A 13,038-nucleotide genomic window follows, 5' to 3' on the forward strand; every position below is an offset into this window, starting at 1 on the left:
GGGCCGGGACCGGGCCGCCGTGCGGGAGGCCGGTCGCCGGCACGCCCGAGGCCCGGCACCCCCGCCAAGGGGGTGCCGGGCCTCGGGGCCGCGCTCCGGGAGGAACTCAGAGCACGTCGGCGGCGATGTTCTCCGCGACCCGCTCCAGCAGGGGGCCGGCGTTCGGGATGGACTTGGCCGGGTCGGGCTCCAGGTCCGTCAGCGGGTAGGCCCGGCGGATGCCGGCGCCCTCCAGGGCCTCCTGGGACAGCAGCAGCCGTCCGCAGACGGCCACGACCGGCTTGCCGGCGGCCCGCGCCGCGGCGGCGACGCCCGCCGGGGCCTTGCCGTGCAGGGTCTGCTCGTCCAGCGAACCCTCACCGGTGATCACCAGCGTGGCGCGCTCCAGCGCCGGGGCGAAGCCCAGTACCTCCAGCATCAGCTCGATGCCGGGACGGAACGTGGCGCCGAGCAGCAGCGCACCGTAGCCGATGCCGCCGGCCCCGCCCGCGCCCGGCAGCACCGCGCACTCGGCGGCCTTCGGGCCGATCGCCTTCTCCAGCACCAGCGCGAAGTGCGCCAGCGCCGCGTCGAGCGTCGCCACGTCCTGCGGCGAGGCGCCCTTCTGCGGGCCGTAGACCGCCGCGCAGCCCTTCGGGCCGGTCAGCGGATTGTCCACGTCGCTGGCCAGGACGAAGTCCACCTCCGCGAAGCGGGGGTCGATCCCGGACAGGTCCGCGGAGGCCAGGCCGGCCAGCGCGCCGCCGCCCGGACCGACCGGTTCGCCGTTCGCGTCCAGGAACACCGCGCCCAGCGCGGCCAGCATGCCCGCGCCGCCGTCGGTGGTGGCACTGCCGCCCACACCGAAGACGATCGAGCGCGCGCCCGCGTCCAGCGCGGCCTTGAGCAGCTCGCCGGAACCGTACGTGGTCGCCGTCAGCGCCGCGAAGGTGCCCGCGGGCAGCAGCTGGAGGCCGGAGGCCTCCGCCATCTCGACCACCGCGGTGCCCTCGCGCAACGCGAACGCGGCCGTGACCTGGTCGCCGAGGGGGCCGGTGACCCGTACCTCCCGGCGTTCGAACCCGGCCGCGACAGCGGCCGCGACGGTCCCGTCGCCGCCGTCCGCGACGGGGAGGGTCTCGATCTCCACGCCCGGTACGGCCTTGCGGAGCCCCGCCGTCACCCGCTCCGCGACCTGAACGGCCGTGAGCGAGCCCTTGAATTTGTCCGCGGCGATGAGCACGCGCGCGGCCTCAGTTACTGCTCCGTCCGTCACCTTGCTAATCCCTTGCTATCGAACAGTGCAGTCGCGCCACCATGAGCTTATCCGGAGGATCCTCCTATGCCCATGAGTGGCCTGGGCCACATGCGGCGTGCCATGCGTCTAAATACGGATATACGCCTGCATAGTGTGGCCACATGGGCACGGATTCGATGGAACAGCAACCTCCGGATGTCCGGGGAGAGGGGCCCGACGCCCCGGTGGACGGCGCGCCCGACCGCACCGTCGTCACCGTCGGGGTGGTCGCCGTGCTGGCCGTCGTCGCCTGGGCGGCCTTGGGCGGGAGCTCCTTCGACACGGCCTCCGGCACGGCCCTGGCCTGGGTGCTGAACAACTTCGCCTGGCTCTTCGTGGTCGCCGCCGATGTGTTCCTCGTCATGTGCGTCGTCCTCGCCATCAGCCGCTTCGGCCGGATCCGACTCGGCAGCGACGACTCCGAGCCCGAGTTCACCAACCTCGCGTGGATCGCGATGATGTTCAGCGCGGGCATGGGCATCGGCCTGATGTTCTACGGGGTGGGCGAGCCGCTCACCCACTACCTGATCCCGCCCCCGGCCTCCGGGGCCGCCCCGAGCAGCGGCGCCTCGGCCCTGGCGGCCATGGAGTACAGCTTCTTCCACTGGACCCTCACCCCCTGGGCGATCTACGGCATCGCCGGCCTCGCCCTGGCCTACGCGACCTTCCGCAAGGGCCGCGGCAACCGGCTCAGCTCCGCCTTCGTGCCGCTGATGGGCGAGGAGCGGGCCAACGGGTGGGCCGGGAAGGCCGTCGACCTCCTGGCCGTCTTCGCCACCGTCTTCGGCACCGCGACCAGCCTCGGCCTCGGCGCGCTCCAGGTCTCCAAGGGGCTCAGCATCACCACGGGGATCGAGGACTCCACCGGCGTCGAACTGATCATCATCGGTTCGCTGTCGGCGGCCTTCGTGCTCTCCGCCTTCTCCGGCCTGCACAAGGGCGTGAAGTGGCTGAGCACGATCAACATCGTGCTCGCCGCGGTCCTGATGCTCTTCGTCTTCGTGCTCGGCCCCACCGTCTACGTCCTGGACGTGATCCCCGCCAGCATCGGCGGCTACCTGTACCAGCTCCTGCCCATGGCCACCCGCACGGGCGCCTTCACCGACGCCCAGTGGCTCGGCGCCTGGACGATCTTCTACTGGGCGTGGTGGCTCTCCTGGGCCCCGTTCGTCGGCACCTTCATCGCCCGCATCTCCCGCGGCCGCACCATCCGCGAGTTCCTCATCGGCGTGCTCCTGGTCCCCAGCGGGGCCACCGTCGTCTGGTTCTGCGTCATGGGCGGCACCGCCATCCGCCTCGACTCCACCGGCGTCGTCGACTTCGCCGCCAAGGTCAAGGACGGTACGGAGGCCTCGCTGTTCGCGATGCTCGACGCGCTCCCGCTCGGCACGGTCACCTCCTGGGTGGCGATGGCCCTCGTCATGACGTACTTCGTCACCAGCGCCGACTCCGCCTCCCTGGTCATGGGCTCGCTCACCAGCCGCGGCTCGCTGCACCCGCCGACCTGGCTCGTCGTCACCTGGGGCGTCCTGATGGCCGGCGTGGCCGCCGTCCTGCTCGTCGCCGGCGGTCTCAAGTCCCTGCAGACCGCGACCATCCTGGTCGCGCTGCCCTTCGTGATCGTCATGATGCTGCTCTGCTGGGCGCTGGTGAAGGAACTCCGGACGGACCCCGGCGCGGGCCCCGCCCGCCACCACCCCCACCACGGGATGCGGGACGCCGTCAAGGCGATGGTCGGCGACGCCGTCACCGAACAGGGACCGGCCCGCCACCACCGGCTGCGGCGCGTCGCCGAGTCCAAGGGCCGCGACCGCGGGGACGGCGGCCACCCACAGGGGTGATCGCGGGGGCGCCCGGCACCGGCGCCGGGCGGGCCGGTTAGGGTGGCCGCGTGACCACCACCGATGACTACGCCGCCTACATCGCGAGCCTGCCGAGGGTGCTGGCCGGGGCCGCCGCCCTCTACCGCGACGCGCGGGGCCGGGTCCTGCTGGTCGAGCCCAACTACCGCGAGGGCTGGGCCCTGCCGGGCGGCACCGTCGAGTCCGACCGGAACGAGTCCCCCCGCACCGCCGCCCGGCGCGAGAGCGCCGAGGAGATCGGCATCGACGTCCCCCTCGGGCGGCTCCTCGCCGTCGACTGGAGCCTGGGACCCGGCCGCCCGCCCCTGGTGGCCTACCTCTACGACGGCGGGGTGCTCGACGCCGACCGGCTCGACGCCGTCGTGCTCCAGGAGGAGGAACTCCTCTCCTGGAAGCTCGTCGAGCCCGAGCGGCTCACCGAGTACCTCCCCGGAGCGGTCGGCCTGCGGGCCCGGGAGGCGTGCCGCGTCCTGGAATCGGGCGGCGGCACCGTGGAACTGGAGAACGGCCGCCGGCCCGACTCCGCGTAAGACCCCGGCCCGGCCGGGGGGTTGAACACGGCGCCTACTGCGAGCAGGACAGAATCAGCAGATGATCACGATGTACGCCTGGCCCAGCACGGCCGACGGTCCCGACGCCCTCCCCATGGTCCACTTCACCACCGAAGAGCAGTCGGGGGGCGAGGTCACCGAAGAGGGCACCCCGGTCTGGCTGTTCGACACCGCGATACGCGAGGGGGGCTGGGCCCCGTTCGAGGACTTCGAGGGCTGGTCCGCTCCCGCCGAGGGCTGGCAGGCCTTCTACCGCCGCGAGGACGACCTGCTCGCCGTCACCGGTCCCGGCGCCTGCGAGGGCTGGTACCAGGGCCGGCTCGGCGCCGACGGCGACTGGGTGACCGCCGCCGCCACCCAGCAGAGCCTCGTCCTGCTCGCCGCCCCCGTCCAGCACCCCTCCCTCTACGCCTACGCGGTGGAGGCCGGAGCCGGCTTCGCCCTCCTCGTCCCCCTGGCCGTCATCTGACCCGCGGTAGCCGTCCCTACCGTCCCTCCAGCTCCAGCAGCCGCACCTTGCGGTCCAAGCCGCCGCCGTAGCCCGTCATCGCGCCCGAGGCGCCGATGACGCGGTGGCACGGCACGATGATGCTGACCGGGTTCTTCCCGTTGGCCAGACCCACCGCCCGCGAGGCGTTCGGCTTGCCGAGCTCCGCCGCGAGCCGCCCGTAGGACCAGGTCTCGCCGTACGGGATCCGCAGCAGCTGCTCCCACACGCTGCGCTGGAACGGGGTGCCCTCCAGGTGGACCGGGACGGTGAACTCCGTCAGCTCCCCGGCGAAGTACGCCGTCAGCTCGCGCACCACCTCGGGGAAGGGCCCCTCGTCGGCCGGCACCCGCTCTCCGAAGGTCTCCTCACCGGGCCTGTGCCGGTGCTCGGTCATGTACAGGGCACTGAGCACCCCGTCGGTGGCCACCAGGGTGAGGGTCCCCAGGGGACTCTGCACCTCGGTGTGGGTCTTCCTGCTGCTCACGACGCTGTTCATCGCTCGGCTCATTGCTCCGCTCCTCATACGGGGAGGTGGTTGATGGCGTGGTCCTCGGTGGCCCACAGGTACTGCACGGCGTACGCCCGCCAGGGCCGCCACCCGGCCGCCCGGTCGGTCAGGGCGGCCGGGGTGGACGGCAGCCCCAGCCCCTGGGCGGCCCGCCGGACCCCCAGGTCGGAGGGCAGGAACGCGTCCGGGTCGCCCAGCGCCCGCATCGCGATGATCTCGGTGGTCCACGGCCCGAAACCGGGCAGGGCGTTCAGGGCGGCGCGGGCCGCCTCCCAGTCGCTGTCGATGCCCAGCGGCAGCGAACCGTCCGCCAGCGCCCCGACCAGGGTGGTGAGCGTGGTGCGGCGGCTGCGCGGCATCGACAGGGTCTCCGGGTCGAGGCCGGCCAGCGCCTCCGAGGCCGGGAAGAGGTGGGTCAGCCCGCCCTGAGGATCCTCCACGGGCTCCCCGTACGCGGTCACCAGGCGGGCCGCGTGCGTGCGCGCGGCCGCTGTGGACACCTGCTGGCCCAGCACCGCCCGTACGGCGAACTCCGCCGCGTCCACGGTGCGCGGAACCCGCCGCCCGGGCGCCTTGTCCACCAGCGGGGCCAGCAGCGGATCGGTGCGGAGCTGGTCGTCCACGGCCTCCGGGTCGGCGTCCAGGTCCAGCATCCAGCGGCAGCGGCTGATGGCGATGGTCAGGTCCCGCAGGTCGGTCAGGGCCAGCCGGCAGCCGATGTGCTCGGGACCCGGCGTGAGCGCGACCACCCCGGTGCCGTACGGGAGCCGCAGCGTCCGCCGGTAGGCCCCGTCCCGCCACTCCTCCACCCCGGGCACGGCGGTGGCGGCCAGGTGCCCGAAGAGGTTGTCGGGGTTCAGCGGGGCCCGGTAGGGCAGCCGAAGACTGATCGTCCCGGGCACCCGGGGCTCACTGCGGCCGGCCTTCGCGGCCCTCGCCCGCAGCTCGCCGGGGGTGAGGGCGAAGACCTCGCGCACCGTCTCGTTGAAGTTCCGGATGGAGGCGAACCCGGCGGCGAACGCGACGTCGCCCATCGGCAGCTCGGAGGTCTCGATCAGCAGCCGGGCGGTCTGCGCGCGCTGCGCACGGGCGAGCGCGAGGGGCCCGGCCCCCAGCTCGGCGCCGAGCTGCCGCTCGACCTGACGGGTGGAGTACCCGAGCCGGGCCGCCAGCCCGGTGACCCCCTCCCGGTCGACCACCCCGTCCTGGATCAGCCGCATGGCCCGGGCCACGGCGTCGGCGCGGGCGTTCCACTCGGGAGAGCCGGGGCTCGTGTCCGGGCGGCACCGCTTGCAGGCCCGGTACCCGGCCTGCTGGCAGGCGGCGGCGCTGGGCAGGAAGCTCATGTTCTCGACTTTGGGGGGCACGGCCGGACAGCTGGGCCGGCAGTAGATCCCGGTGGTCCGGACGGCGGTGAAGAACCACCCGTCGAAACGGGCGTCCTTCGACTGCACGGCCCTGACGCAGCGGTCGGTGTCGGTGTACATGCCCCAAGCTTCCCGTCCGGACCGGACCCGGGCTGGCAGTTTTCCGACATCAAGGCTACGCCGCCACCCTCCGGGGGGGGGCGTGATCCCGCCCCGCCGGCGAGGTGGGGCGGGGGGTCCGGGGCGGAGCCCCGGTCCTTCGGGCCCCGCGGCCCGGGCAAGGCGAAGGCCCCGGGGCCAGAGCACCCGGGGCCTTCCTGTCGAGCGGTACGGCGCGGCCTTACGGCAGCTGCGCCGCCCGTGCCTCCCGCCGGTTGTGGCGGAACGTGTTCGCGCGACGGGTCGTCGCGAACAGCGGAATGGTCGCCGCCAGAGCGATCTGCAGCGCGCAGCCCGTCTGGAGCAGGAGCTGTCCGCCCGGGGCGTCGAACGCCCAGGCGGCCAGCAGCCCCATGGCACCGACGATCCAGCTGAGCATCGCCGCCGCGAGGACACCCCGCGGCTTGGGGTACTCGACCCGGCTCACCATCAGCCAGGCCACCCCGATGATCGCCAGCAGCGTCGGCACGAACGGCAGCTCCAGCAGCACGATCGAGACGACCGTCAGGGCGCCGAACGGGCTGGGCATGCCCTGGAACATGCCGTCCTTCATGGTCACGCAGCTGAATCTCGCCAGCCGCAGGACCACCGCCAGCAGCACCACGATCGCCGCCAGTGCCGACATCTTCTGGTGCGCGTCGTCGGCGACCATGCCGTAGACGAGCACGAAGTACGCCGGCGCCAGCCCGAAGCTGATCAGGTCGGACAGGTTGTCCAGCTCCGCGCCCATCGGCGAGCTGCGCAGCTTCCGGGCGACGATGCCGTCGAAGAGGTCGAAGACCGCCGCGAGGAGCATCAGTATCACCGCGGTCGCCGCGCTGTGCCGGGCCATGCCCGACTCGCCGCTGCCGGTGAGGTGCGGGATGAGGATTCCGGTGGTGGTGAAGTACACCGCCATGAATCCGCAGGTCGCGTTACCGAGGGTGAGGGTGTCCGCTATCGACAGCCGCAGCGAGAGCGGCATGTCGTCTTCGGCGGACTCCTCCTCGGCGCGCTCGGGAACCCAGCCGGTGGCGGGGGTCTCAGGGTCAGTCACGGTCAATTCGGGTCACCCCCGCGGTGGTGGCCTGACCGACCTCGACCGCGACCTCGACGCCCTCGGGGAGGTAGATGTCGACGCGCGAGCCGAAGCGGATCAGACCGATGCGTTCGCCCTGCTCCACCTTGGTGCCGGCCGGCAGGTACGGGACGATGCGACGCGCGACGGCGCCGGCGATCTGCACCATCTCGATGTCGCCGAGCTCGGTGTCGAAGTGCCAGACGACGCGCTCGTTGTTCTCGCTCTCCTTGTTGAACGCCGGGACGAACCCGCCGGGGATGTGCTCCACGGACGTCACCGTGCCCGCGAGGGGCGCGCGGTTGACGTGGACGTTCAGCGGGCTCATGAAGATCGCGACGCGGGTGCGTCCGTCCTTCCACGGCATGATGCTCTGCACCACACCGTCGGCGGGCGAGATGACGCGGCCCTCGGTGATCTCACGCTCGGGGTCGCGGAAGAACCACAGCATGCCCGCCGCGAGCGCGGTGGCGGGCACGGCCGCCGCGGCCCAGCGCCCGGACTTGCGCGCCCGGGTGAGGCTGAGCGCCGCGGTGGCGACGGTCGGCAGGAGCCACGGCGATGCTCCGCGTGCGAGACGTCCACCGAGGAGGCCGACGCGAGGTGCAGAGGTTTGGCTGTGGGGCATGGATGACCTTCGTAGCGGGTGATTGCCGCGCCGCAAACGGGGGGACGGGACGGCGGCTTTACTGGAATGCTATCGGTTGCGCGCAACAACTGGGCAAGCCAGAAGCCGAGTCGATGGCCCCGGACCCGTGACTGCTAGTGACTCTTTCGCGGTGAATCGTTGGGCGATTCACCGCAAAAGGGACTTTCAGCCCTGGGTCCGGTACTCCTCAAGCAGGCGTCGCCCGATGATCATTTTCTGGATCTCGGCGGTACCTTCGCCGATCAGCAGCATCGGCGCCTCGCGGTAGAGGCGCTCGATCTCGTACTCCTTCGAGAATCCGTAGCCGCCGTGGATGCGGAAGGCATCCTCCACGACCTCCTTGCAGTATTCGGAGGCGAGGTACTTCGCCATCCCGGCTTCGAGGTCGTTTCGTTCCCCGGAGTCCTTTTTGCGTGCTGCATTGACCATCATGGCATGGGCGGCTTCGACCTTGGTAGCCATCTCGGCCAGCTTGAACTGGATGGCCTGGTGCTCGGCGATCGCCTTGCCGAAAGTGTGACGTTGCTGGGCATAGGAGACACCCAGCTCGAACGCACGCTGAGCGACGCCACAGCCACGGGCCGCCACGTTGACGCGGCCGACCTCGACCCCGTCCATCATTTGGTAAAACCCTCGGCCCGTCTGGCCGCCGAGGACGCGATTGGCCGGAATGCGCAGTCCGTCCATGATGAGCTCGGTCGTGTCGACGCCCTTGTAGCCCATCTTGTCGATCTTGCCCGGAATCGTCAGGCCCGGACGGACCTCCCCGAAGCCCGGCTCCTTCTCCACGAGGAAGGTGGTCATCGACTTGTGGGGCGCGGTGCCCTCGGGGTGTCCTTCGTCACTCCGGACCAGGACGGCCACCAGAGTGGACGTGCCGCCGTTCGTCAGCCACATCTTCTGGCCGTTCAGGACGTACTCGTCGCCGTCCTTCACCGCCTTGGACGTGATGGCCGACACGTCCGAGCCCAGACCCGGCTCGGACATCGAGAACGCGCCCCGGACCTCGCCCAGCGCCATCCGCGGCAGGAAGTGGTCCTTCTGCTCCTGCGTGCCGTGCTGCTYGAGCATGTACGCCACGATGAAGTGGGTGTTGATGATGCCCGAGACGGACATCCAGCCCCGCGCTATCTCCTCGACGCACAGCGCGTAGGTGAGCAACGACTCACCCAGGCCGCCGTACTCCTCGGGGATCATCAGGCCGAACAGGCCGAGCTCCTTGAGACCGTCGACGATCTGCTGCGGGTACTCGTCGCGGTGCTCCAGCTCGGTCGCGACCGGGATGATCTCCTTGTCGACGAACTCGCGGACGGTCTTCAGGATCTCCCGCTGGACGTCCGTGAGCCCGGCGGTCTGGGCGAGTCGGGCCATGGCTACTTCCCCTGTTCCTTCAGCTGCGGGCGGCCGGGCTGCTCGCCGCCGCGCTCCTTGATGTACGTCTCGGTCGGGACCATCACCTTGCGCCGGAAGACGCAGACGAGGGTGCCGTCCTGCTTGTAGCCCTTGGTCTCGACGTAGACGATCCCGCGGTCGTTCTTCGACTTCGACGGGGTCTTGTCGAGGACCGTGGTCTCGCCGTAGATGGTGTCGCCGTGGAAGGTCGGCGCCACGTGCCGCAGGGACTCGATCTCCAGGTTGGCGATGGCCTTCCCGGAGACGTCCGGCACGGACATGCCCAGCAGCAGGGAGTAGATGTAGTTGCCGACGACCACGTTCTTGCCGAAGTCCGTGGTGTTCTCGGCGTAGTTGCTGTCCATGTGGAGCGGGTGGTGGTTCATGGTCAGCAGGCAGAAGAGGTGGTCGTCGTACTCCGTGACCGTCTTTCCGGGCCAGTGCTTGTAGACCGCGCCGACCTCGAACTCTTCGTAGGTGCGTCCGAACTGCATGGTGCTCAGGCCTCCGGGATCTCGAACTTGCTGGTGCGCTGCATCCCGGCCGCCCGGCCCTTGCCGGCGATGACCAGGGCCATCTTGCGGCTGGCCTCGTCGATCATCTCGTCGCCGAGCATCGCGGAGCCCTTCTTGCCGCCCGCCTCGGAGGTGCACCAGTCGTACGCGTCGAGGATCAGCTCGGAGTGGTCGTAGTCCTCCTGGGAGGGGGAGAAGACCTCGTTGGCGGCGTCGACCTGGCCGGGGTGCAGGACCCACTTGCCGTCGAAGCCCAGGGCGGCGGCGCGGCCGGCCACCTCGCGGTAGGCGTCCACGTCGCGGATCTGCAGGAAGGGGCCGTCGATCGCCTGGAGGTCGTGCATGCGGGCCGCCATCAGGATCCGCATCAGGATGTAGTGGTAGGCGTCCGCCGGGTAGCCGGGCGGCTGCATGCCCACGACCAGGGACTTCATGTTGATCGAGGCCATGAAGTCGGCCGGGCCGAAGATGATGGTCTCCAGCCGCGGCGAGGCGCCGGCGATCGCGTCGACGTTCACCAGGCCCTTGGCGTTCTCGATCTGCGCCTCGATGCCGATCTTGCCGACCTCGAAGCCCATCGTCTTCTCGATCTGCGTCAGCAGCAGGTCGAGCGCCACGACCTGCTGGGCGTCCTGGACCTTCGGCAGCATGATGCAGTCGAGGTTCTGGCCCGCGCCCTCGACGACGGTGATGACGTCACGGTACGTCCAGTGGGTGGTCCAGTCGTTGACGCGCACCACACGGGTCTTGCCGGTCCAGTCGCCGTTGTTCAGCGCGTCCACGATCGTGTGGCGGGCGCCTTCCTTGGCGAGCGGGGCGCAGGCGTCCTCCAGGTCGAGGAAGACCTGGTCTGCGGGCAGGCCCTGGGCCTTCTCCAGGAACCGGGGGTTCGAGCCCGGCACCGCGAGGCAGGAACGGCGCGGCCGCAGCCGGTTCACGGGAGACGTGGGCGTGGTCATGCGGAGACCTCCAGAGGGTCGAGCTTGTTCGCTTTCCGGATCTCGTCGACGATACGGCCGATGATCTCCGTGATACCGAAGTCCTTGGGTGTGAAGACGGCGGCGACTCCGGCCGCCTTGAGCGCGATGGCGTCGGCGTTCGGAATGATGCCCCCGAGGACGACGGGTACGTCACCCGCCCCCGCCGTACGGAGGCGTTCCAGCACGTCCGGCACGAGCGCGCTGTGCGAGCCGGACAGGATGGACAGTCCCACGCAGTGCACGTCTTCGGCCAGTGCCGCCGAGGAGATCTCCTCGGGCGTCAGCCGGATGCCCTGGTAGACCACCTCGAATCCGGCGTCGCGGGCCCGTACGGCGATCTGCTCGGCGCCGTTGGAGTGCCCGTCCAGGCCCGGCTTGCCGACCAGCAGGCGCAGCCGGCCGGAGCCGAGGTCCTCGGCGGTCCGGGCGACCTTCTCGCGGACGAGGGCCATCGGCGTGCCCGCCTCGGCGGTGACGGCCACCGGGGCCGAGGAGACCCCGGTCGGGGCGCGGAACTCGCCGAAGACCTCGCGCAGGGCGTTCGACCACTCGCCGGTGGTGACACCGGCCCGGGCGCATTCGAGGGTGGCCTCCATCAGGTTCTCGGTCCCGGCGGCGGCCTCCTTGAGCCGGTCCAGGGCCTGCATCACCGTCGGGAAGACGAACGGGTCGCCGCCGCCCTGCCGGTCCGAGGACTCCTGCCGCTCGGCGCGCCAGCGGACGATCCGCTCCACGGTCAGCGCCTCGGTGGCCGGGTCGACCGTCATGATGGCGCCGTCCAGGTCGGCCGTCAGCGGGTTCTCCTCGGTCTGCTCGAAGCAGTTGACGCCGACGATCTTGTCCTGGCCGGCCTCGATCCGGGCGCGCCGCTCGGCGTGCGAGGCGACCAGCTCGCCCTTCAGGTACCCGGACTCGACGGCGGCCATCGCACCGCCCATCTCCTGGATCCGGTCGATCTCGGCCATGCAGTCGGCGACCAGGGAGTCGACCTTGGCTTCGATGACGTGGGAGCCGGCGAAGATGTCCTCGTACTCCAGCAGGTCGCTCTCGTGCGCCAGGACCTGCTGGATGCGCAGCGACCACTGCTGGTCCCAGGGCCGGGGCAGGCCCAGCGCCTCGTTCCAGGCGGGCAGCTGCACGGCGCGGGCGCGGGCGTCCTTGGAGAGGGTGACGGCCAGCATCTCCAGGACGATCCGCTGGACGTTGTTCTCGGGCTGCGCCTCCGTCAGGCCCAGCGAGTTGACCTGGACGCCGTAGCGGAAGCGGCGCTGCTTCTCGTTCTCGATGCCGTAGCGCTCCCGGGTGACCTGGTCCCAGATCCGGCCGAAGGCGCGCATCTTGCACATCTCCTCGATGAAGCGGACGCCCGCGTTCACGAAGAAGGAGATGCGGGCGACCACCTCGCCGAAGCGCTCCTCGGGCACCTGGCCCGAGTCGCGCACCGAGTCCAGGACGGCGATCGCGGTGGACATCGCGTACGAGATCTCCTGGACCGGGGTGGCCCCGGCCTCCTGGAGGTGGTACGAGCAGATGTTGATCGGGTTCCACTTCGGGATGTGGTTGACCGTGTACGCGATCATGTCCGTCGTCAGCCGGAGCGACGGCCCGGGCGGGAAGACGTGCGTCCCGCGCGAGAGGTACTCCTTGACGATGTCGTTCTGCGTGGTGCCCTGGAGCAGGGAGACGTCCGCTCCCTGCTCCTCGGCGGCCACCTGGTAGAGCGCCAGCAGCCACATGGCGGTGGCGTTGATCGTCATCGAGGTGTTCATCTGTTCCAGGGGGATGTCCTGGAACAGCCGCCGCATGTCGCCCAGGTGGGAGACCGGGACCCCGACCCGGCCCACCTCGCCGCGGGCGAGGATGTGGTCCGGGTCGTAGCCGGTCTGCGTCGGCAGGTCGAAGGCCACCGACAGGCCGGTCTGCCCCTTGGCGAGGTTGCGGCGGTACAGCTCGTTGGACGCCTCGGCCGTGGAGTGGCCGGCGTACGTCCGCATGAGCCACGGACGGTCTTTCTGGCGCTCTGTCATCTCAGGCGATCCTTATGGCCTTTGAGCGGACTCAGACGTTGCGGAAGCGGTTGATCGCGTCGAGGTGCTGGGCGCGCAGCTCGTGGTCGCGGATGCCGAGGCCCTCTTCCGGGGCGAGGGCGAGGACGCCGACCTTGCCCTGGTGGAGGTTGCGGTGGACGTCGTAGGCTGCCTGCCCGGTGTCTTCCAGGGAGTAGACCTTGGA

General features: G+C 70.8%; 12 protein-coding genes and 1 pseudogene. 3 read left to right on the forward strand and 10 right to left on the reverse strand.

Going from position 1 to position 13,038, the window contains the following annotated elements; genetic code table 11:
• Nucleotides 1-106: 106 nt before the first annotated feature.
• The gene (locus AB4039_RS39025; RefSeq protein WP_266843699.1) at nucleotides 107-1,255 is read right to left on the reverse strand and encodes a glycerate kinase family protein; all 1,149 of its coding nucleotides are present in this window, start codon (nucleotides 1,253-1,255) and stop codon (nucleotides 107-109) included.
• A 143-nt stretch (nucleotides 1,256-1,398) separates the two neighbouring features.
• Between AB4039_RS39025 and AB4039_RS39030 the strand changes: the two genes are divergently transcribed.
• From AB4039_RS39030 to AB4039_RS39040, 3 genes are all read left to right on the forward strand, one after another.
• Nucleotides 1,399-3,117 (forward strand): BCCT family transporter, encoded by a 1,719-nt coding sequence (locus AB4039_RS39030; RefSeq protein ID WP_442272993.1) that lies wholly within the window; start codon nucleotides 1,399-1,401, stop codon nucleotides 3,115-3,117.
• Nucleotides 3,118-3,167: 50 nt separating this feature from the next.
• Complete coding sequence (locus AB4039_RS39035; RefSeq protein ID WP_266843700.1) at nucleotides 3,168-3,668, forward strand: NUDIX domain-containing protein; 501 nt, start codon at nucleotides 3,168-3,170, stop codon at nucleotides 3,666-3,668.
• A gap of 61 nt (nucleotides 3,669-3,729) precedes the next feature.
• Nucleotides 3,730-4,158, forward strand: coding sequence for a hypothetical protein (locus AB4039_RS39040; RefSeq protein WP_266843702.1), 429 nt, complete (start codon nucleotides 3,730-3,732; stop codon nucleotides 4,156-4,158).
• A 16-nt stretch (nucleotides 4,159-4,174) separates the two neighbouring features.
• Here the strand turns inward: AB4039_RS39040 and AB4039_RS39045 are convergent, their stop codons facing one another.
• The 9 genes and pseudogenes from AB4039_RS39045 to AB4039_RS39085 all read right to left on the reverse strand — a co-directional run.
• Nucleotides 4,175-4,675 (reverse strand): methylated-DNA--[protein]-cysteine S-methyltransferase, encoded by a 501-nt coding sequence (locus AB4039_RS39045; RefSeq protein WP_442272994.1) that lies wholly within the window; start codon nucleotides 4,673-4,675, stop codon nucleotides 4,175-4,177.
• Between the two features lie 23 nt (nucleotides 4,676-4,698).
• On the reverse strand, nucleotides 4,699-6,174 hold the full coding sequence (locus tag AB4039_RS39050; RefSeq protein ID WP_442272995.1) for an AlkA N-terminal domain-containing protein: 1,476 nt from the start codon (nucleotides 6,172-6,174) through the stop codon (nucleotides 4,699-4,701).
• A gap of 220 nt (nucleotides 6,175-6,394) precedes the next feature.
• On the reverse strand, nucleotides 6,395-7,255 hold the full coding sequence (gene pssA, locus AB4039_RS39055; RefSeq protein ID WP_199922199.1) for a CDP-diacylglycerol--serine O-phosphatidyltransferase: 861 nt from the start codon (nucleotides 7,253-7,255) through the stop codon (nucleotides 6,395-6,397).
• Nucleotides 7,242-7,898 (reverse strand): phosphatidylserine decarboxylase, encoded by a 657-nt coding sequence (locus AB4039_RS39060; RefSeq protein WP_030235022.1) that lies wholly within the window; start codon nucleotides 7,896-7,898, stop codon nucleotides 7,242-7,244. Before AB4039_RS39060 ends, pssA begins: the two co-directional genes overlap by 14 nt.
• A gap of 186 nt (nucleotides 7,899-8,084) precedes the next feature.
• A complete protein-coding gene (locus AB4039_RS39065) occupies nucleotides 8,085-9,290 on the reverse strand; it encodes an acyl-CoA dehydrogenase family protein (protein ID WP_442272996.1) in 1,206 nt (401 codons plus the stop codon).
• Nucleotides 9,291-9,292: 2 nt separating this feature from the next.
• Complete coding sequence (locus tag AB4039_RS39070) at nucleotides 9,293-9,805, reverse strand: MaoC family dehydratase (RefSeq protein WP_030155134.1); 513 nt, start codon at nucleotides 9,803-9,805, stop codon at nucleotides 9,293-9,295.
• A 5-nt stretch (nucleotides 9,806-9,810) separates the two neighbouring features.
• Nucleotides 9,811-10,785: an HpcH/HpaI aldolase/citrate lyase family protein gene (locus AB4039_RS39075; RefSeq protein ID WP_266843708.1), complete on the reverse strand. Its 975-nt coding sequence runs from the start codon at nucleotides 10,783-10,785 to the stop codon at nucleotides 9,811-9,813.
• On the reverse strand, nucleotides 10,782-12,833 hold the full coding sequence (locus AB4039_RS39080; protein WP_266843709.1) for a protein meaA: 2,052 nt from the start codon (nucleotides 12,831-12,833) through the stop codon (nucleotides 10,782-10,784). Before AB4039_RS39080 ends, AB4039_RS39075 begins: the two co-directional genes overlap by 4 nt.
• Nucleotides 12,834-12,864: 31 nt before the next feature.
• A pseudogene (locus tag AB4039_RS39085) lies at nucleotides 12,865-13,038 on the reverse strand (crotonyl-CoA carboxylase/reductase); the annotation flags it as partial.

The sequence above is a fragment of the Streptomyces sp. M-16 genome, from assembly GCF_052114405.1.
Classification (GTDB): Bacteria; Actinomycetota; Actinomycetes; order Streptomycetales; family Streptomycetaceae; genus Streptomyces.